This is a genomic window from Mesorhizobium newzealandense (genome assembly GCF_042682145.1).
Classification (GTDB): domain Bacteria; phylum Pseudomonadota; class Alphaproteobacteria; order Rhizobiales; family Rhizobiaceae; genus Mesorhizobium; species Mesorhizobium newzealandense.
The window spans coordinates 555,853-574,818 of the sequence record NZ_JBHUGZ010000017.1; the positions used below are offsets into that span (position 1 = coordinate 555,853).

The 18,966-nt window shown below is 63.2% G+C and carries 25 protein-coding genes; 11 read left to right on the plus strand and 14 right to left on the minus strand.

The genetic code is table 11. From position 1 onward, the window contains the following. The first annotated feature begins 25 nt into the window (after positions 1–25). Both ACFSOZ_RS26985 and ACFSOZ_RS26990 read left to right on the plus strand, forming a co-directional pair. On the plus strand, positions 26–451 hold the full coding sequence (locus ACFSOZ_RS26985) for an Hsp20 family protein (RefSeq protein ID WP_379102962.1): 426 nt from the start codon (positions 26–28) through the stop codon (positions 449–451). Positions 452–516: 65 nt separating this feature from the next. Beyond that, positions 517–774 (plus strand): BQ00720 family protein, encoded by a 258-nt coding sequence (locus tag ACFSOZ_RS26990; protein ID WP_095084707.1) that lies wholly within the window; start codon positions 517–519, stop codon positions 772–774. An 84-nt stretch (positions 775–858) separates the two neighbouring features. On the opposite strand, the gene ptsN is transcribed toward ACFSOZ_RS26990, so the two are convergent. From ptsN to lptC, 6 genes are all read right to left on the minus strand, one after another. Beyond that, on the minus strand, positions 859–1,323 hold the full coding sequence (gene ptsN / locus ACFSOZ_RS26995; protein WP_013529589.1) for a PTS IIA-like nitrogen regulatory protein PtsN: 465 nt from the start codon (positions 1,321–1,323) through the stop codon (positions 859–861). Positions 1,324–1,382: 59 nt separating this feature from the next. Then, on the minus strand, positions 1,383–1,967 hold the full coding sequence (gene hpf / locus ACFSOZ_RS27000; protein WP_379102963.1) for a ribosome hibernation-promoting factor, HPF/YfiA family: 585 nt from the start codon (positions 1,965–1,967) through the stop codon (positions 1,383–1,385). Positions 1,968–2,232: 265 nt separating this feature from the next. After that, positions 2,233–3,759 (minus strand): RNA polymerase factor sigma-54, encoded by a 1,527-nt coding sequence (gene rpoN, locus ACFSOZ_RS27005; protein WP_379102965.1) that lies wholly within the window; start codon positions 3,757–3,759, stop codon positions 2,233–2,235. 200 nt (positions 3,760–3,959) lie between these two features. Further along, the gene (lptB, locus tag ACFSOZ_RS27010; RefSeq protein ID WP_379102967.1) at positions 3,960–4,778 is read right to left on the minus strand and encodes an LPS export ABC transporter ATP-binding protein; all 819 of its coding nucleotides are present in this window, start codon (positions 4,776–4,778) and stop codon (positions 3,960–3,962) included. Further along, complete coding sequence (locus ACFSOZ_RS27015; protein WP_379102969.1) at positions 4,778–5,359, minus strand: LptA/OstA family protein; 582 nt, start codon at positions 5,357–5,359, stop codon at positions 4,778–4,780. The genes lptB and ACFSOZ_RS27015 overlap by 1 nt, the downstream gene beginning before the upstream one ends. After that, on the minus strand, positions 5,346–6,059 hold the full coding sequence (lptC, locus tag ACFSOZ_RS27020; RefSeq protein ID WP_379102971.1) for an LPS export ABC transporter periplasmic protein LptC: 714 nt from the start codon (positions 6,057–6,059) through the stop codon (positions 5,346–5,348). The genes ACFSOZ_RS27015 and lptC overlap by 14 nt, the downstream gene beginning before the upstream one ends. A gap of 416 nt (positions 6,060–6,475) precedes the next feature. On the opposite strand from lptC, the gene sppA reads away from it, so the two are divergent. The 4 genes from sppA to lhpI all read left to right on the plus strand — a co-directional run bounded on the left by sppA (position 6,476) and on the right by lhpI (position 9,223). After that, positions 6,476–7,432: a signal peptide peptidase SppA gene (gene sppA / locus ACFSOZ_RS27025; protein WP_379102973.1), complete on the plus strand. Its 957-nt coding sequence runs from the start codon at positions 6,476–6,478 to the stop codon at positions 7,430–7,432. 82 nt (positions 7,433–7,514) lie between these two features. Continuing rightward, positions 7,515–7,799: an integration host factor subunit beta gene (locus tag ACFSOZ_RS27030; RefSeq protein ID WP_006200394.1), complete on the plus strand. Its 285-nt coding sequence runs from the start codon at positions 7,515–7,517 to the stop codon at positions 7,797–7,799. Between the two features lie 52 nt (positions 7,800–7,851). Beyond that, positions 7,852–8,220, plus strand: a complete 369-nt coding sequence (locus tag ACFSOZ_RS27035; protein ID WP_379102976.1) for a DUF1049 domain-containing protein — start codon at positions 7,852–7,854, stop codon at positions 8,218–8,220. Between the two features lie 37 nt (positions 8,221–8,257). Continuing rightward, complete coding sequence (gene lhpI, locus ACFSOZ_RS27040) at positions 8,258–9,223, plus strand: bifunctional Delta(1)-pyrroline-2-carboxylate/Delta(1)-piperideine-2-carboxylate reductase (RefSeq protein WP_379102978.1); 966 nt, start codon at positions 8,258–8,260, stop codon at positions 9,221–9,223. Here lhpI and ACFSOZ_RS27045 read toward each other — a convergent pair. From ACFSOZ_RS27045 to ACFSOZ_RS27065, 5 genes are all read right to left on the minus strand, one after another. Next, a complete protein-coding gene (locus ACFSOZ_RS27045) occupies positions 9,220–9,657 on the minus strand; it encodes an EVE domain-containing protein (RefSeq protein ID WP_379102981.1) in 438 nt (145 codons plus the stop codon). The genes lhpI and ACFSOZ_RS27045 overlap by 4 nt on opposite strands. Then, the gene (locus tag ACFSOZ_RS27050; protein WP_379102982.1) at positions 9,654–10,049 is read right to left on the minus strand and encodes a VOC family protein; all 396 of its coding nucleotides are present in this window, start codon (positions 10,047–10,049) and stop codon (positions 9,654–9,656) included. The genes ACFSOZ_RS27045 and ACFSOZ_RS27050 overlap by 4 nt, the downstream gene beginning before the upstream one ends. A gap of 76 nt (positions 10,050–10,125) precedes the next feature. Then, a complete protein-coding gene (locus ACFSOZ_RS27055; protein ID WP_379102984.1) occupies positions 10,126–10,308 on the minus strand; it encodes a hypothetical protein in 183 nt (60 codons plus the stop codon). A 199-nt stretch (positions 10,309–10,507) separates the two neighbouring features. Then, positions 10,508–10,720 (minus strand): hypothetical protein, encoded by a 213-nt coding sequence (locus ACFSOZ_RS27060; RefSeq protein ID WP_379102985.1) that lies wholly within the window; start codon positions 10,718–10,720, stop codon positions 10,508–10,510. Positions 10,721–10,761: 41 nt separating this feature from the next. Then, positions 10,762–11,004 carry a hypothetical protein gene (locus ACFSOZ_RS27065; protein ID WP_379102988.1) on the minus strand — a complete coding sequence of 81 codons (243 nt, stop codon included), beginning with the start codon at positions 11,002–11,004 and terminating at the stop codon, positions 10,762–10,764. 275 nt (positions 11,005–11,279) lie between these two features. Here ACFSOZ_RS27065 and ACFSOZ_RS27070 point away from each other — a divergent pair, with 275 nt between their 5' ends. Continuing rightward, on the plus strand, positions 11,280–12,188 hold the full coding sequence (locus ACFSOZ_RS27070) for a LysR family transcriptional regulator (RefSeq protein ID WP_379102991.1): 909 nt from the start codon (positions 11,280–11,282) through the stop codon (positions 12,186–12,188). Between the two features lie 271 nt (positions 12,189–12,459). Here ACFSOZ_RS27070 and ACFSOZ_RS27075 read toward each other — a convergent pair whose 3' ends face one another. The 3 genes from ACFSOZ_RS27075 to ACFSOZ_RS27085 all read right to left on the minus strand — a co-directional run bounded on the left by ACFSOZ_RS27075 (position 12,460) and on the right by ACFSOZ_RS27085 (position 15,039). Then, the gene (locus tag ACFSOZ_RS27075; RefSeq protein WP_379102994.1) at positions 12,460–13,149 is read right to left on the minus strand and encodes a helix-turn-helix transcriptional regulator; all 690 of its coding nucleotides are present in this window, start codon (positions 13,147–13,149) and stop codon (positions 12,460–12,462) included. A gap of 71 nt (positions 13,150–13,220) precedes the next feature. Next, positions 13,221–13,832 carry a peptide chain release factor H gene (prfH, locus tag ACFSOZ_RS27080; RefSeq protein WP_379102997.1) on the minus strand — a complete coding sequence of 204 codons (612 nt, stop codon included), beginning with the start codon at positions 13,830–13,832 and terminating at the stop codon, positions 13,221–13,223. Beyond that, complete coding sequence (locus tag ACFSOZ_RS27085) at positions 13,819–15,039, minus strand: RNA ligase RtcB family protein (RefSeq protein ID WP_379102999.1); 1,221 nt, start codon at positions 15,037–15,039, stop codon at positions 13,819–13,821. The genes prfH and ACFSOZ_RS27085 overlap by 14 nt, the downstream gene beginning before the upstream one ends. A gap of 327 nt (positions 15,040–15,366) precedes the next feature. On the opposite strand from ACFSOZ_RS27085, the gene ACFSOZ_RS27090 reads away from it, so the two are divergent. Genes ACFSOZ_RS27090 through acuI form a run of 4 tightly spaced genes read left to right on the plus strand, consistent with a single transcriptional unit; the run spans position 15,367 to position 18,853 of the window. Further along, entirely contained in the window at positions 15,367–16,452 is a 1,086-nt protein-coding gene (locus ACFSOZ_RS27090; RefSeq protein ID WP_379103001.1) for an RsmD family RNA methyltransferase, read from the plus strand. Next, positions 16,453–17,310: a TrmH family RNA methyltransferase gene (locus ACFSOZ_RS27095; RefSeq protein WP_379103004.1), complete on the plus strand. Its 858-nt coding sequence runs from the start codon at positions 16,453–16,455 to the stop codon at positions 17,308–17,310. Between the two features lie 13 nt (positions 17,311–17,323). Then, positions 17,324–17,806 carry a signal peptidase II gene (lspA, locus tag ACFSOZ_RS27100; protein WP_379103007.1) on the plus strand — a complete coding sequence of 161 codons (483 nt, stop codon included), beginning with the start codon at positions 17,324–17,326 and terminating at the stop codon, positions 17,804–17,806. 57 nt (positions 17,807–17,863) lie between these two features. Continuing rightward, a complete protein-coding gene (gene acuI / locus ACFSOZ_RS27105; RefSeq protein ID WP_379103008.1) occupies positions 17,864–18,853 on the plus strand; it encodes an acrylyl-CoA reductase (NADPH) in 990 nt (329 codons plus the stop codon). The last annotated feature ends 113 nt before the right edge of the window (positions 18,854–18,966 follow it).

Consider the following 18,966-nt stretch of genomic DNA (forward strand, 5'->3'; position numbering starts at 1 on the left):
GTCGCTCTTGAGAGGACAGTGTAACATGAGCCGAATGACGCCCTTTTCCAGCCCGCTTCTCCTTGGTTTCGACGCCATGGAAAAGACGCTGGAACGCCTGGCGAAGTCCGGTGACAGCTACCCTCCCTACAACATCGAACGCCTCAGCGGCGCCGACGGCAGGACCGAAAGGTTGCGCATCACATTGGCGGTCGCCGGTTTCGCCGAAAGCGATCTCGATGTCACCACGGAGGAAAACCAGCTGGTCGTGCGCGGCCGTCAGACCGACGATACCGAGCGCGAATTTCTACATCGCGGCATCGCCGCGCGCCAGTTCCAGCGCTGTTTCGTGCTGGCCGACGGCATGCGGGTGATCGCGGCGGAACTGAAGAATGGCCTTTTGTCGATCGATCTCGATCGGCCGGAGTCCGAACGGCTGGTACGGAAAATAAACATATCGGTGAAAGACTGATCTTTACCGATGGCTCTCATGCGGGATGGCCTTGAGCGGCGTCCTCGCGCCAAGGAGGCTTTGAAATGACCAGAACTGATGAAAATCTCACCATGACCAGCGGCGAATTCGCCCATCTCGGCGAGGGCTCGGTCGCCTATCTGCGCAAGGTCTCGAGCGACGAATTGCTCGGCCGTTTCCCGAACCTCGGTGAAATCGCTCCCGGCATGGAACTGTGGGCGCTGTTTGCCGCCAATGGCCAGCCGATCCTGCTTTCCGACGCGCGCGACCGCGCGCTGGCCGGCGCCATGGAAAACGACCTGACCACGGTCGCCATTCACTGAGCGCGGCGCGCCCGGCGAATGGCCGGGCTCAAACGCACAGGGCCGCCCGCGGCGGCCCTCGAGTGTCGTCCAATCCAGAAAATGTCAGGCCGCGTGCGAGGCTTGCGTATCCGACAAAAGCGCGTGGATCGCCGCGGCGTCGCGCGTACCCCTGATCTTGGCCACCGTGTCGGCGTCGCGCAGCACCCGCGCGATGCGCGACAAGGCCTTGAGATGGTCGGCGCCCGCCCCTTCCGGCGCCAGCAGCAGAAACACCAGATCGACCGGCTGATCGTCCAGCGACTCGAAATCGACCGGCGTCTCCAGCCGCGCGAAAACCCCGGCGATGCGCTTCACGCCGGCCAGCTTGCCATGCGGAATGGCGATGCCGTTGCCGACGCCGGTCGAGCCCAGCCGTTCACGCTGCAGGATGGTGTCGAACACTTCCCGTTCCGGAATGCCGGAAATCGCCGCTGCCCGTTCGGACAGCAATTGCAACAGCTGCTTCTTGGAGTTCGCCTTCAACGCCGGCAGTATCGCCGGAACGTTGATAAGATCGCTCAGATCCATGCTTGAAAATCCCTTGTTCGCCTGCCGTCACCAGCCCTCACCCCTCGTGCGGCCGGCTTTTATCCCTGTGCGACCTTGGTCGTGGACGGGTCGATCCAGCCGATGTTTCCATCGGGCCGGCGATAGACGATGTTGAGATGGTCGTTTCCAGCGTTGCGGAAGACAAAGACCGGGCTGTCCTTGGTGTCGAGCTCGATGACCGCCGACGCCACAGACATGGTCTTCAGCGTCATGGTTGATTCGGCGACGATGGCCGGGGCGAAATTCTCCGGGATGTCCTCGTCGTCATCGGCCAGCGGCGCCATCACCGTGTAGGCGATGTCGGTCAGATCGCCGTTGGCGCTGCCCGAATTGTGCGATTTCAGCCGGCGCTTGTAGCGCCTCAGCCGGGTTTCCAGACGATCCGCCGCGGCCTCGAAGGCCAATGTCGGATCCTGGGCATCGCCGGTGGCCTGCAGCGAAGCGCCGGAATCGAGCCGGATCATGCAATCCGCCGAATAGCGCGAACCTGATTTGATGACCGTGACGTGTCCGGCAAAGCCGCGATCGAAATATTTGCCGATCGCTTCGCCGACGCGATCGTTGATGCGTGTACGGAACGCATCGCCGATATCCATGTGTTTTCCCGATATGCGCAGATTCATCTGAAAACTGACCTTCCTTGCTCAGGCTTCAAACTGGCCCGAGTTTATACTCGTGGTCCGTGCGCACAAGCTTTGCGGCGTCACTCGCGCCGATTTTAAATCCGAACTTTCCGGTTGATCACAAGCCGCCCTTTGACCGTCCCGAGGCCAACGTCGTGACGGACCATCCGCATGCAGGCATCTAGCCCGTCTCATGCGGGCGGGCTTCTAGCCACTTCACCGCGGCTTGTCAATGAAGTGCTGGCCTGTGGAAAATCCAACCGTGTCAGCGCCCGGCACTGGCCAGCGCCCGTTTCTCGCGCCGGCGCTGTACCGAGGAGGGAATATTCATGCCTTCCCGGTACTTGGCGACGGTGCGCCTGGCAATGTCGACGCCACTCTCCCGCAGCATGTCGACGATCGCATCGTCGGAAAGCACGTCGGCTGGCTTTTCCTCGTCGATCAGCTGCTTGATGCGGTCACGCACCGATTCCGAGGAATGCGCATCGCCGCCACCCGACGCGGCGATCGAGGCGGTGAAAAAGTAACGCAGCTCGAACACGCCGCGCGGCGTCAGCATGTATTTGTTCGCGGTGACCCGGCTGACCGTCGATTCGTGCATGCCGATAGCGTCGGCGACCGTGCGCAGGTTGAGCGGCTTCAGCTGGCGCACGCCATGGACGAGGAAGGCATCCTGCTGGCGAACGATTTCCGAGGCGACCTTGAGGATGGTCTTTGCCCGCTGGTCGAGGCTGCGCGTCAGCCAGTTGGCGTTTTGCAGGCATTCGGCCAGGAAATCCTTCTCCGCCTGGTTCTTCGCCTGCGGCGAGACCTGGGCGAAATAGATATGGTCGACCAGCACGCGCGGCAGCGTTTCGGCATTGAGCTCGACTGTCCAGCTGCCGTCATTGGCTGCACGCACCTCGACATCGGCAACGATCGCGTCGCTGGCGCCGCCTGAAAACGCCATGCCGGGCCGAGGATCGAGTGCCCGGATCTCGGCCAGCATGTCGAGCAAATCCTCCTCGTCGACACCGCAGATCCGTTTCAGCGCATGGAAATCACGCCGTGCCAGCAGTTCGAGATTGGCGACCAGCGCCTTCATCGCCGGATCGAGCCGATCCCGCACGGCGAGCTGCAGCGACAGGCTTTCGGCAAGGTCGCGGGCAAACAGGCCGGCCGGCTCGAAAGTCTGGCACACCGCCAGCACCTTGCGTACCGCGGCGACGTCCGTGCCGAGACGGGCGGCGATCTCGGCCAGGTCGGCGCGCAAATAGCCGGCCTCGTCGAGGCCGTCGGCCAGGTCGGCGGCGATCAGCCGTGCCGCCGGATCGGCGAAGGCGAGCGCGACCTGTTCACCGACATGGTCGCGCAGCGTGATCGCCGCGGCCGCCATGTCGCCGGCGTCAAAACCCTCGGATGAGGAACTCGCGCCATTGCCGGACGCCGATTTCCATTGCGCCGTCAGGTCGGGACCGAGCCGCTCGCTGGTCCCCGGATCGTCGGGAAACAGGTTTTCCAGCGACGTATCGAGCTTGTCGGAGATCGCTTCGGCGCTCCACTGCGTCTCGTTTTCGAACCAGTCGCCGTCGGCGGCGGCTTGCGGCTCCGCCTCGATCTTCTGCGCCTGGTCGCTGGCGGCATCCTCCTGCGGTTCGGCGCGCTCCAGCAGCGGGTTGCGTTCGATCTCCTCGTCGATGAAATGCTCGAGCTCGCCATGGGTGAACTGCAGCAGCCGAATCGACTGCATCAGCTGCGGCGTCATCACCAGCGACTGCGATTGTCGTAGCTGTAGTTTCGCCGCCAACGCCATTGTCTGGTTTCAAACGCCTCGTCTACGCATCCGGGCTTCCGGACAGGAATTTTTGCAGCCGGTCATAGAAACTGGCCCAGCTTTTGCTTGTCAAGGCAAAAGCTAGCAAAACTCGCTTACCAGAGCGTTATCGGGCAACAAAATCGAAGAAAATGGGGCGTCCGGGCACCAAAAATCGTGTCAGGAAACAAATTTCACGCTCAGAGCGTAAAACCCTCGCCGAGGTAGAGCCGCCGGACATCCGGATTTGCCACCACTTCGTCGGCCCGGCCATGGGTCAGCACCTGACCGGCATGGATGATGTAGGCGCGGTCGATCAGGCCGAGCGTTTCGCGCACATTGTGATCGGTGATGAGGACGCCGATGCCGCGCGCCGTCAGATGGCGCACCAATTGCTGGATATCGGCGACGGCGATCGGATCGATGCCGGCAAAAGGCTCGTCGAGCAGCATGTAGGCCGGACGCGTCGCCAGCGCACGCGCGATTTCCAGGCGCCGCCGCTCGCCACCGGAAAGCGACATGGACGGCGCCTTGCGCAGATGGCTGATGTGGAATTCCTCGAGCAGTTCGTCGAGATTGCGCTCGCGCTCCTTGCGGCTCTTTTCGACCACTTCGAGCACGGCGCGGATGTTCTGCTCGACGCTCAGGCCGCGAAAGATCGAGGCCTCCTGCGGCAGGTAGCCGATGCCGAGACGCGCGCGGCGGTACATCGGCATCGAGGTGACGTCGAAGCCGTCGATCTCGATCGTGCCCTCATCCACCGGCACCAGGCCGGTGACCATGTAGAAGCAGGTCGTCTTGCCGGCGCCGTTGGGGCCGAGCAGTCCGACAGCCTCGCCGGCGCGCACGCCGATGGTGACGCCGCTGACGACCTTGCGGCCCTTGTAGCTCTTGGTCAGACCCTTGGCGATCAGGGTCCCCTTGAACTTTCTCTTATCGGCGGTCACCGTGGCCGGCGCCGAAAGCTTGCCGGCGGCCCGTCCCGTAAGACGCGCCGTCAGCGACGACAGGCTGGCCATCAGGGGTTCGCCGCTCCCGATTTCGGCGGCGGTGTGATCGACATCTGGACACGTTGCCCAGCGCATGGATCAACCTGGGCCAACCCGGTTTTCATCTGCACGACGAGCTTGCAGCCGACCAGGACGTTGTCGTTCTGCGACAGAACGACCTTTTTGCCCGACAGCACCAGAACCTGGCTCTTCATATCGAAGCTGCCTTGATCGCCGGTCGCGACCTGCGCATCCGACTTGATGTAAACCTTGTCGGAGATTTCCAGATGATCGATGTTGGCCGAGCCGGTCATCGCAGCACCCGCGGCTTCCGTGCCTTTGGCCGCGGCGTTGGGATCCTTGACATAATAGACCGTCATCTTGCCGGCCTTCATCAAAGTCGGCCCCTGGACGACGCTGACATTGCCGGTGAAGATGGCGACATTGTCGGCCTGGCGGACTTCCAGCTTGTCGCTTTCGATCTGGATCGGCTTGTCGCCCGACAGTTTGAGACCTGACTGGCTGGTCGACTGCGCCAAGGACGGCACCAGTCCGAGCAGCAGCAACGCCGAAGTTGCAGCCGCGAGCCGCGTCGAACTACTGAGCCGCATTGGTTTCTCCGCTGTTTCCCTCTGCCGTTTTCAAGGCGGCGGAATCGATGTTGACGCGCACTTTGTTCTCGAAAACCAGGACCCTGCCATTGTCCTGGACCGACATCGAATCCGCCGTGATCCGTGACCCCTCACGGCTGACATCGACGGGATCTCCCGTCTTCATAGTGCCTTTGCCCATGTCGAGGAAGACCGATTTGAACTTGGCCTGCATGCCGTCGGTTGTGGTGATGGTAACGTCGCTGGTCAGGTTCATCGTATTGCCGTTGCGATCGTAGGTGCCGCGCGAGGCCTTGATCGCCGCCACATTGTCAGGCCCAACCGGCACCTTGGCGTCGATACCTTCCAGTTCGATGATCCCTTGCGTGCTGACATCCTGGATGGCGCGCAGCGCCGTCATCGAATAGGGCTGCTTCTGCTTGGTGAACCCGTTGAGCTTGGGATTGGCCATCACCAGCTTGCCGTTGGAAAAGGCGGTGCCTTCCGCCTGAACCGTCACGGAGACGGGTGCGGCGAGATAGGAATAGACCGGGAAAGCAATGGCGATCAGTGCCGCAGCCAGCGGCACTGCAAACTTGAGAACGCGCACGCGGCGCGAATGACGTTGCGCGCGGTCGAAAGCATCGCCGCGCATCCGGCCGTCCGCCGGTGGGACCAACTCCGTCTCGTCGTTGGTCGGTTCAATCGGTCGCGCTAACATTCACTGCTTTCTTCTAAACCCCTGCCCACCTGGAAACACCGCCTATAGGTGGGACGCCCGCGCCTTCAAGCAAGCACAAGCCCATGAAAACTGCAAAAATGTGACGGCCGCTTTTGTACAGATGAAAACGAGATCTGCACAACTGCACGTTCTTCATTAGCAGAAACAGCCATGCGGCGTAAGATTGTCATCTGTCGATCCCGTCGCCGAACCTCGCGGCGATTGCACAAATGCGTGAAGAGACCTGTGCCTGGAGAGGGGCGGATGCCCGCCTGGCCACCCCAATCGATCGTGCATCCGGCACGGCCATTTCGACAATCCGCGCGGATTGTCTCGTCGCACCGGAAAGAGAATTGCTTCCAGATGGGCGGATCATGGTCTAGAAGCGTGTCTTCCCGCCGACTGAAAGGCTGACCATGGCACTGAGAGCCGACGACCTGATCGACCGCCGCCGCCTGCGGCGCAAGCTGACGTTCTGGCGCGTTGCCGCCATCGGTATCGTGGCACTCGGGGTGATTGCGCTTTCAGCCTGGTTCTACGGCGACGACTTCACCGGCTCGGCCGTCGACCACATAGCCAAGGTCAGGATCGAAGGCACCATCACCGAGGACGAGGAACTGATCAAGCGGCTGGAAACCATCCGCCAGTCGTCGAAGGTGAAAGGCGTGATCCTGTCGATCGATTCGCCTGGCGGCACCACGGTCGGCGGTGAATCGATCTATGAAGAGGTGCGCAAGCTGGCCGCCGACAAGCCGGTGGTCGCCGAAGTCGGCACGCTCGCCGCGTCGGCGGGCTACATGATCGCCAGTGCCGCCGATCACATCGTTGCCCGCAAGACCTCGATCGTCGGTTCGATCGGCGTGCTGATCCAGTATCCGGATGTCAGCGGCCTGATGGACAAGCTCGGCGTCAAGCTGGAGGAAGTGAAATCCTCGCCGCTGAAAGCCTCGCCGTCTCCTTTCAAGCCGACCAATGACGACGAGCGCGCCATGGTCCGCAAGCTCATCCTCGACAGCTACGACTGGTTCGTCGGCATCGTTGCCGAACGCCGCAAGATGACCCGCGAGCAAGCGCTGGCGCTCGCCGACGGCTCGATCTTCACCGGCCGCCAGGGCGTCGCCAACGGGCTGATCGACGCCGTCGGCGGCGAGACCGAAGCTGTCGGCTGGCTGGCGACCAAGGGCGTCGACGCCAAGCTCAAGGTGATCGAATGGAAAGACACGGAAAGCCGCGGCGGCTTCTTGTTCTCGAAAGCGATGGCGCAAACGATCGGCAGCGCACTCGGTTTGCCGGCCTACAGCGGCGATGTTATTCATGAACTGGGCGCCGACCGCTTGTTTCTTGACGGTCTCGTTTCCGTCTGGCACCCTTGAGATGCCGTTTGGGGCAAGTGAAAAAAGCAAATAAAATCATCCTCATAATTTTGACCGCACTGCTTTCACGGGGACCCGTCTCATGATCAAGTCCGAACTTGTGCAGATTATTGCCACGCGTAATCCGCATCTTTTCCTGCGCGACGTCGAAAACATCGTCGGCGCGATCTTCGATGAGATCACCGACGCTCTTGCCGAAGGCAACCGGGTCGAACTGCGTGGCTTCGGCGCTTTTTCGGTGAAAAACCGTCCCGCCCGCACCGGCCGCAATCCGCGCACCGGCGAATCCGTCGAGGTCGAGGAAAAATGGGTGCCGTTCTTCAAGACCGGCAAGGAGCTGCGTGAAAGGCTGAACGGCGGCAAGTAGGCGCGGCGTCAGCGCCAGACGGCCTTTCGGCCAGCTTCCGACGGAAAACATCATGTTCAATCGCTTCATGCTCATCGTGGTCTTCGTGCCCCTGGCGGTCATCCTGATCGCGCTCGCCGTCGCCAACCGCGAACTGGTCGCCTTCACGCTGGACCCGTTCAATCCCGGCAATCCAAAGCTGACGCTGACCTTGCCGCTGTTCATCTTCCTGTTCCTGGCTCTCGCCGTCGGCATGGTCGTCGGCAGCCTGGCAACCTGGGTCAAGCAGGGCCGCTACCGCAAGCTGGCGCGCCAGCGCGGCGTCGAGGCCGAGAACCTGCGCCAGGCAGTCAGCCGCGCGCCAGCGGCGCCGCAAGGCCCGGTCCCAGGGTCGGCCCAAGGATCGGCCCAAGCATCAGCCTTGCCGAAACCGACCACTTGAACCGCCGGTCGGCGGTTTTCGCTCCACGGAGTTTTCCATGCTGACCATTTTGGCCGCCGAGGTCGATCATGCGCTGACCTTTCCCGGCCTGGTCGAGACGCTGCGCACGGCGTTTCGTGATGGTGCCGTACAGCCGGTAAGGCATCACCATACGGTCGAACGGCCCGACGGCGCCGCCTCGACGCTGCTTTTGATGCCTGCCTGGACCGACTTCAACGCCGCCGGCACGTCGGCCAGCGGTCACATCGGCGTCAAGATCGTCACCGTCTCGCCCGACAACAACACGATCGGCAAGCCCGCGGTGATGGGGCTCTATCTCCTGCTCAATGGCGCCACCGGCGAACCCGAAGCCCTGATCGACGGCCAGCGGCTGACGCAATGGCGCACCGCCTGCGCTTCGGCGTTGGCCGCCTCCTACCTCGCCCGCGACGATGCCTCGCGGCTGCTTGTGGTCGGCGCCGGCGCGCTGTCACCCTTCCTCGCCAAGGCGCATTGCGCCGTGAGGCCGATCAAGACCATCCGCATCTGGAACCGCACGCCGGCCAATGCCGAGAAGGTCGCCGCCGATCTGCGCGCCGAAGGCTTCGCGGCCAGCGCCGTAAGTGATCTCGATGCCGAACTTGGGCAGGCCGACATCATCTCCTCGGCGACGATCACCACAACGCCTCTGATCAAGGGCACATTGCTGCGGCCGGGCACCCATGTCGACCTGGTCGGCGGCTTCACCCCGACGATGCGCGAAAGCGACGATGACGCGATCGCGATCGCCCGCGTCTATGTCGACACCCGCGCCGGCGCCTCCAAGGAGGCTGGCGACATCGTCCAGCCGCTGGCCTCCGGCGTGCTGAAGCCCGACGCCATAGTCGCCGATCTGCACGAACTGGCGCGCGGTGAGAAAAAGGGCCGCGAGAGCGCCGGTGAGATCACACTGTTCAAGTCGGTCGGCGCAGCGCTCGAGGATCTTGCCGCCGGCATTGCCGTCTACAAGGCGCTCGTGGCTTAGTTTTCTACCGCAGCCATTTTTGCGCCCATCGCCTCGGCGATCAGCGAAAAATCATGCGCGCTGAGTTCGAAAAGGCCAAGGCGAAGCTGATAACCCCAGTTCGACTTGCCGGCTGTGAACTCCAGCCTGTCGAGCAGCGGTTTGATCGCTGTTTCCTCGGCCATTGCCCACGCGACATCGCGCCGGAACGGCGTGAAGCCGCCGCCCATCTCGCCCTGATAGGGTTCGCCTTGCCGCACCGCGCCGATCGCCGTGAACGCCTGCAGGCCATCTTTTTCGCCGAAAATGGTGGTCGGCGAATAATAGACGATGCCATCACCGGGCTTTATGCGGCGCAGCGGTGCCGCCTTGCCGTGATTGACCTGCATGAAGCCGCCATGCCGCCCGCGCCGGACATGTTCGGCCGACGCCACCGCGATCCAATGCGCGCTCATTTGCGTTCCCCGTTGGCCTGTTCCCCGTCGGACAGCCAGTAAACGCGCAGGCGATGGTTGTCGGGATCGAGCGCAACGAAGGTACGGCCGAAATCCATGTCGGTCGGCGTCTGCAGGATTTTCAGCCCGCGCCCAGCCCAGTCGGCATGGGTAGCGTCGACCGCGTCCGGCGCATCCAGCGCAAAGACGATTTCGGTGCCGCCGCCTGACGCGGCTGCGGCCGGCACCACCGTATGGCGCGACCAGAGGCCGAGCTTGAAGCCCGCATCGAGCACGAACAGCACGAAGGTCGGCGAACTTTCGACCGGCTCGCGACCGAGCAGCGCACTGTAGAAGGCGCCGCTCTGCTGCGGCTGGTCGACATAGAGGATGATGAAGTTCGGGGCGGCCATGTCAGCTCTCCAAGGTTCAGCGTTTCGACTTGCCGACCATAGGATGAGCTGCTGTCAGAATCTGGCAGTGGGTCAGTTACCCACTGCCAAGCATCGACAGGCCGACCTTGCGCGCCGACAGGCCGGTCTCGTCCAGCGTGACATCGTCGCCGACGACGCCGAACGGCACGGCCAGCGAGCCGTCCGGCTCCTGCGCCCCGTGCCCGGAAATCAAGGCCCGGTCGCCGCGCACATTCACCCAGGAAAAGGGCAGCACCATGCCAGGCGGCAGCTTCAGCGGCCCGGGCAGGACGATACCAAGCTCTGCGAGCCGACGACCGGCGCCGCGTTGGCCCCCGCCAGCCTCCCGCCGAGCTTTCCTGCTTGCCGCCGCCTCATCAAGCGGGCAATCGCTCCAAGGTCGGCGCCGACCCCCCGTGGCGCGGAGGTCGTCGATCCCCGCGCCGGCAAGCAACGACCTACTGGAAATTGAAATACAGTGCCGGCGGGTACTGCGACCCGTCGGCGGCCGGCACATTTGCCTGCGCCGCGGGCTTGACCCCGCCTGTGGCCATGTTGTCCAGCGGCGGCTTGGCCTGCTCGGCCTTGGCGGCAACGTCCTGCGTCACCGGGACTTTCTTCTGGGCCTCCGCCGTCTGCGACAGGGCAAGCACGACGAACAGCCCTGACATAACGAATTTCCTGACGGTTTTGCTCTCCTGGCTCTGTGGCCTCATGGCTTGAAACCAGACTCGTCGAGCACGGCGACCTGATTGCCGTCGATGTAGAAGCGGATCGCGTGCGCCTCGTTGTCGATGTCTATGCGCGTCGGTTGCGCGGCCAGCCCCGCCGGGGCGGTCCTGGCATATTTCGAGGGAAAATCCCCAGCCGGTGCGTAATGGAAGAGTAACGCCAATGCGAGGCATCCGGCGGTAAATACAAGGAAGGTAAGTCTGGAAGAGATGGTCGACGTCATCTAGTCGTTCCTTCAGGTTGAAGTTGCATCTACGGTTCGGTTGCTCCATGATTTCCGATCTTGGCACAATCGAGCCGGCGCTGGCGTGGTCTAGCAGGCAATTGTTTGATCAGTATTTGAAGATCGCAAAAAAGCTCTTGTCGGAGCTGGTTGCTAGCCAAGTCACCGGAGATGGGAGCGCTGCGAATTAATTATCTCGATGACGTGCTGCTGTCTTGTGCTATGTTTTGTTCAGCCTGCTGCAAAAATTGCAGCGGTGATGCCAGAGGCCGCCGATGCGTTACCTGAACTCCGCTCACTATATCAATGTGGTGGCCAAGACCGGTTCGATCCGCGCCGCCGCGGAATTGCTCGCCATAACCTCGACGGCGCTCAACCGGCGTATATTGGCGATGGAGGCCGAACTCGGCGTTGCGATTTTCGAGCGACTGCCTCACGGCGTGCGATTGTCCAGCGCCGGCGAGCTTCTAGTGCAGCACATGCGCAACCAGTTATCCGATATGGAGCACGTGAAATCGCAGATTGCAGACCTTGCTGGCGCCCGGCGCGGCCATGTGGCGATCGCCTGCAGCCAGGCGCTATTGCCCTACCACCTGCCGATGCAGATCTCACTCTACCGCAAGGAACATCCGAATGTGACCTTCGGAGTGCACCTGCGCGACCGGGAGGAGGCCGAGCGTGCCTTGGTCGATCACACGGCCGACATCGCCATCGTCTACGAGCCAACCCGGCTCGCTGCTTTCATGACGCTGATGCGGGTGCACCAGCCAGTGCATGCGGTTATGCGGCCCGATCATCCGCTGGCTTCTCACGAGACGGTGCGCTTGCGCGCTTGCCTCGACTATCCAATCGCGCTTCCCACATCAAGTTACGGCGTGCGCTACCTGCTCGACATCGGGGCGCAATCGTCATCGCTGCAGCTGGAGCCGGTGATTCAATCGGACAGCTTCGAATTCCTGCGCAACCACGCTATCTCGGAGGATATCATCACCTTCCATTTCCCAATTGGCCTGTCCCACCAGACGATGACTGGTGACATGATCTCCCGGCCGCTCGACCCGCGCGACGTGCCCGCTGGCATGCTCTATGTCGGCCAACTCAAGGGCCGCACCCTACCGGTGGCCGCTGCCCGTTTCGCCGACCAGCTTTCCGCCTCGCTGGCGCAGCAGTATGACGTGTCGTGATGGCACCAGCCACTCAGCTTGATGCACCTGGATAAGGCTGTCGGGGTTGCTGTCAAGCGTTGCTGGTGTATGCGCACCCGTCAGGTGCGCAGCGACACTGTCCGGGCCTTTGTTGGCCCACGACCTACCTAGGCCCGCGAAGCGCCGGCTGTGCACGATGAAGCTGGTCGGCAAGTCCTTGGCGCTCATTCTTTCCGCCATGTTGCAAATTCCGGTAGTGGGTCAGTTTGGATTTCAAACTGACCCACTACCCAGATTCTGGCAGTAGCCGTCACGAACCGCGCGGCTTGTCGAGCGTCGCCCGCCATTCCTTCAGCAGCGCCTGGCGACGGCGCGGATAGCGCGTATCGGTGGTGTTGAGGCCAGTTATGCGATCGGCGCGAAAATGCCGGAAGTCCTGGCGCATCTCGCACCACGCCACCACCACACGCACCTTGTCGAAGAACCCCAGAGCAAACGGCCAGACCACGCGTTCGGAGGCGGCGCCACCGGCATCGCGGTACAAGAAGCCGAGCTTGCGCTCGTTGCGGATGGCCTGCCGCACAAGGCCGAGGTCGATGCCCTCGATGGCCGCGGCGGGAGGCCCGACGAGTAACGTGCTCGCATCGAGATCCTCGCGCAGATCGTCTGGCAACACGGCGGCGATCTTGGCCAACGCGTTGGCGGCAGCGGCCGAGAGACGCTGGTCCGGCTGCTTGGCGACCCAGCGCGAGCCGAGCACGATGGCTTCGATCTCCTCGTCGCTGAACATCAGCGGCGGCAGCATGAAGCCGGGCTTGAGCACGTAGCCCAGTCCTGCCTCACCCTCGATCGGTGCGCCCTGGCCCTGCAGCGTGGCGATGTCGCGGTAGAGCGTGCGGATCGAAATCCCGAGCTCATCGGCCAGCGCCTGCCCGCTCACCGGCCGGCGGTGCCGGCGCAGCGTCTGGATCAGGTCGAGCAGGCGTTCTGAGCGGGACATGATTCTCCGGCTTTGTTGTCTCCACGATAATGCATCTCGCTCGGAACTGTGCAGTGGTCCAATCCGCGACGTCAGAGATGGAATACCTTGACTTCGTTGCCGCGTTCCAAGGCCTTGTTGGCAACGAACATCTGCGTCTTCGACATGTCGATTTCACGGTCGGCAAGGACGCGCAGCATCGCTTCCAGCCGCCGCAGAGCGATCGCCTTGTTGCGGTGTTGCGAGCGCTCGTTGCGGGCCGTGACAACAATGCCTGTCGGCAGATGAACGGCCCGCACCGCACTGTCGGTGGTGTTCTGATGCTGTCCGCCGGGACCGCCGGCCCGCAAGGTTTCAAAACGGACATCGGACGATGCGACCGACACGGCAGCGGCCTCCGTCAAATCGACGGTCTGCACGCCGACGAACCAGTTCTGCCGCTTGTGTCCCAGCCGCACCGGGCTCTTGAAGACGAACTTGACGGTGCCGCAATACTCCTCAGCAAGTGCCTCGGCGTTGCGCCCCTCAACGCTAAGTATGGCGGATTTGGCGCCATGCCGGTCCGGTTTGTGGCCAAGCGTAACTTCGATCGTACAGCCAAGCCGACCGGCTTCGCTCTCGATGATATCGACCAGTGCCATCAGGGCAATGCGGCATTCCACCGGTCCGCTGCCCGATGTGACAAGCATGTCAATTGCGGCCATGGTCTGCCCTCCTTGGAACGCGTTCACGCGATGGCTTCTTGCGTGTCCGGTCGGGCGGACCGTCTATCGCCTTCTTGTAGGTCACCAGCGGTTTCATCGCCGCAAGCGTCACGACCAGGCCGGCATCGGCGAGATCTTGCACCACCTGCCCGGCATCCTTGTAGGCGGAAGCCGCTTCCTCGACGACCAGGTTGCGGTCATCGCAGATCAGCTGCCCTCCCCACACGTTTCTCAGCAAGGCGTCGCGCTCCGACCTGTTGCGCCCGGCACGGCCATGCATGGTGGCGCGGTCGTATTTGCGGCCGGCGCCGTGCGAGATGCCGCCCAGCGATGGACCCGTCCCGTCGAGTGCCCGCACGACATAGCTCAGGCTGGCGCGCGAACCCGCGATCGGTGCGATATCCCCCATTCGCACCGCGGCCGATCCCTTGTGGTGGACGAAACCATCGGCCCGGTCGCGGACAAGATTATGCGGTACGTCGGCCACCAGCCGGACATCGCTGCGCAGGGCGCTTGCCGCACGCTCGGCGATCAGCCTGCGGTTGAGCGATGCCCAGGTGACGCAGAGATCATGCTGGCGACGCCAACTCCGTCCCGCGGCCGACTTTGGGTCGAGCCCGGCCGTGACCGCTGACTGAAGGTCGAGCATCTGCCCGAACACAAAGGCACCCAGCCCACGCGAGCCGGAATGCACCAGGAGATAGAGCTTCTGGCGGTCGAAGCGGCCTTCATCAGCCGTTTCGATCACCTGATCGACCGCCTGCAACTCGCAGAAATGATTGCCGCCGCCGATCGTGCCCAGCGCGTTCGGATAGAGATCCAGCGGCAGGTCCGCAGCCGCGAGCGCGGCGTGCGGGTCGATATCCTCCGCTTCGATCTGGCGAAGGCATTCGACGGCCTTGTCGATCCTGAGTTTGCGCAGCGGCAAATCGAGTTCGAACAACGACATGCCGCAGCCAATGTCATTGCCGATCAGCTGCGGATGCAGCCGTTCCGACAACACGGCAATTCCGGTCGGACCATATTTGCCGGGATGCAGGTCCGGGAAAGCCGCAACCGAGGTAACGCCGGGCAGAGCCGCGACCGTTTGCAACTGCTGAAGCGCCGCACCTTCGATCCAGGTGCGCGGTGAAAAACAATGCTGGATATGCGCCGTCGCGACAACGCGCGGCGAAGAGGAGGCTAAGCCCCCGGTCAAATTGCCCATGATGGAACACTTCTGGATACAGGTCAGAATGCGGACGCCATCAGGCATCCGTTCGACCGGCGGCAGTCAGCAAAGATGCTGGCTTAGGCCGGAACCCTCGAGGGGTGCGCGGTGAAGATGTTCGTCATCTTTCGCTCCCATTCCAGAAAACAATGCGGGCCTCGTAAACGAAGCGCACGAAAAAACAAGTGTAATGCTGCAACACCCGCCGCACTGTTTCGAACGCCACGGCTTCCAGCCTGCTCCAATCACTCTGCAGGCCATCGCTTGTTGCACCGCCGCTGTCCTCATGCCAAAAGCGGCCACGCCGCTCGGAGATGCTCCCGCTTGAAGTCTTTTCGCGACAAACGCCGCGACAACCGCTCGCCCGCGAAGGGCGGAACCGCAGAGGCGCGCCCGCATGAGGGGCGTGGCGCGGCAAGGCCGGACGCCAGGCCGCACGCGCCGCATGAGGCCAGAACCGATGAGCGCTCCGAGCCGAAATCGGCGCCGCGCGTCCTTGCCCGCCGCGACGGCGCCCTGCCCACCGAACATCTTCCTGTGATCCTCGAAGTGGCGCCGAATGCCGATTATGCGCTGCTCGACAGCGGTGCCGGGCAGAAGCTCGAACAATACGGGCCCTACCGCATCGTGCGGCCCGAGGGCCAGGCGATCTGGCAAAAGGCCTTGCCGGCAAAAGACTGGGAGCGCGCCGACGCCATCTTCACCGGCGACACCGACGAGGAGGGCATCGGCCGCTGGCGCTTCCCGAAGACGCCGCTCGGCGAGACCTGGCCGATGAAGCATGACGGCATCGACTATCTCGGCCGTTTCACCTCGTTTCGCCATGTCGGCGTCTTTCCCGAACAAGCCTCGCACTGGGACCACATGGCCGGGTTGATTGCGGCCGCGAAACGGCCGGTCAAGGTACTAAATCTGTTCGGCTATACCGGCCTCGCCTCGCTGGTGGCGGCCCGCGCCGGTGCTGAGGTCACCCATGTCGATGCCTCGAAGAAGGCGGTCGGCTGGGCCCGCGAGAACCAGGAAATGGCCGGGCTCGGCAGCAAGCCGATCCGCTGGATCGTCGACGACGCGGTGAAATTCGCAGAGCGTGAGGAACGCCGCGGCAGCCGCTACGACATCGTCCTTTTCGACCCACCGGCCTATGGCCGCGGCCCCAAGGGCGAGGTCTGGCAATTGTTCGAGGACCTGCCGGCATTGACCGACCTTTGTCGCGCGATCCTGACACCGAAGCCGCTTGCCGTGGTGCTGACCGCCTATTCGATCCGCGCCTCGTTCTTCGCCATTCATGCCTTGACGCGCGACACCTTTGCCGGCATGGGCGGCACGGTCGAATCGGGTGAGCTGATCATCCGTGAGAAGTCCGCCGGCCGGGCGCTATCGACCTCATTGTTTTCGCGTTGGGTGGCCTGAATGAACGAGCGGCATGCAGGCGCACCCGGGCTGGTGAAGGAAGTCACCAGCCTCGCCAACCCGCTGGTCAAGGACATCAAGGCGCTCGCCCAGAAGAAATTCCGCGATCAGCAGAACGCCTTCATGGCCGAGGGATTGAAGCTGGTCATCGACGCGCTCGATCTCGGCTGGCAGATCAGGACACTGGTTTTCGCCAAGGCCGGGCGTGGCAACGCCGCGGTGGAGAAAGTAGCCGCACGCACGGTTGCCGCCGGCGGCACGGTGCTCGAAGTGTCGGAAAAGGTGCTTGTCGCCATCACCCGCCGTGACAATCCGCAAATGGTGGTCGGCGTCTTTTCGCAGAGATTCCTGCCCTTGAAGGATGTCCGCGCCGACAATGGCGACGTCTGGGTGGCGCTCGACCGGGTGCGCGATCCCGGCAATCTCGGCACCGTCATCCGCACCATCGATGCCGTCGGCGCCAAGGGCGTCATCCTGGTCGGCGACACCACCGATCCCTTTTCCGTCGAGACGGTGCGTGCCACCATGGGTTCGATCTTTGCCGTGCCGGTAGCCAGGGCGACGACCGAAGCTTTCCTCGCCTGGCGAGGCGGATTTTCAGGTCTTGTCGCCGGCACCCACCTGAAAGGCGCCGTCGACTACCGCTCGGTCGATTTTTCCCGCGGCCCGGTGCTGCTGATGATGGGCAACGAACAGCAGGGGCTGCCCGAAAGCCTGGCCGCGAGTTGCGACAGGCTGCTTAGAATTCCGCAGGCGGGCCGGGCCGATTCGCTCAATCTTGCCGTTGCCACCGGCGTCATGCTGTTCGAGATCCGGCGCGGCGCGCTGAAGCTCGAACCAGTCGTGGACCAGCAATGAAGGTTGCCCGCCCTTGAAATCATGGTCCCCCTACGCGCTGCTCGTCGTCGCGGCCATAGCGCTCGACCAGTGGATAAAATATCTGGTCGAGACTGGCCTGCCGTTTCAGGAAAAGCTCGATCTGGTGCCTTTCCTGGCGCTGTTTCGCACCTACAACACCGGCATCGCCTTCTCGATGTTCTCGTCCTTCGGCGACACCGGGCTGATCGTCATCTCGCTGGCGGTCGTTGCCTTCGTGCTGTTCCTGGGGACGCGGATCGCGCCATCCCAGATCCTTGCCCGCACCGGCTTTGCGCTGATCGTCGGCGGCGCTCTCGGCAATCTGATCGACCGCGCCGTCTACGGCCACGTCATCGACTACATCCTGTTCCACACACAGGTCTGGTCCTTCGCCGTCTTCAACCTTGCCGACGCCTTCATCTCGGTGGGCGCGGCGCTGGTCGTCTTCGACGAACTGTTCGGCTGGCGGCGCGAGCCCAGACCTTCGAACGATTGACCCCGTGCGGCCATCGCCGCACAGTCCACGTCGCCAAACAAGATCGCGGAGAAAGAGATGTCCGAAACCTTCAAAGCCATCCTCGTTTCGCGTGACGCCGAGAAAAAGCAATCGGTAGCCGTGACCGATCTCACCGAAGCCGACCTGATGGAAGGCGACGTCACCATCGCAGTCGAGGCGACGACGGTGAACTACAAGGACGGCCTGGCGATATCAGGCAAGGCGCCGGTGATCCGCCGCTGGCCGCTGGTGCCGGGCATCGATTTCGCCGGCACCGTCACCTCGTCTTCCCATGCCGACTGGCGTGCCGGCGACAAGGTCATCCTGAACGGCTGGGGCGTCGGTGAAACCCATTTCGGTGCCTATGCCGGCCGCGCCCGCGTCAAGGGCGACTGGCTGGTGCCGCTGCCGCAAGGCATGAGCCCGCATGACGCGATGGCGGTCGGTACCGCCGGCTATACCGCCATGCTCTGCGTGATGGCGCTGGAGCGGCACGGCATCCTGCCCGATCGCGGCCCGGTGGTGGTCACGGGAGCAGCCGGCGGCGTCGGCTCGGTCGCGGTCTCGATCCTGTCCAGCCTCGGCTACCACGTCATCGCGTCGACCGGCCGCAACGCCGAAAGCCCCTATTTGATCAACCTTGGCGCCGCCGAAGTGATATCGCGCGACGAGCTTGCCCAGCCGGCCAAACCGCTGGCCAAGGAGCGCTGGGCCGGCGGCATCGACGCGGTCGGCAGCCACACGCTGGCCAACGTCCTGTCGATGACCTCCTATGGCGGTGCGGTTGCTGCTTGCGGTCTGGCCGGCGGCATGGACCTGCCGACGAGCGTCGCCCCCTTCATCCTGCGTGGCGTCTCGCTGCTCGGCATCGATTCGGTGATGGCGCCGAAGGCAGTCCGCCTCGAAGCATGGCGGCGCATCGGCACCGACCTCGATCTGCAGAAGCTCGCCGGCCTGTCGACAACCATAGGTTTCGACGGCATCATCGATGCCGCGCACGACATCGTCGACGGCAAGATCCGCGGCCGCGTCGTCGTGGATATGTAAGCCAGTACGGCCTCATAACAGGCGGATGGAAAGGCCTCGCCTGCCAGCGAATCCGCGGCTGCCGGCGCAGAAAACGCCGATCCGCTAAAATTCGAACGATCCGCCGCAATCTT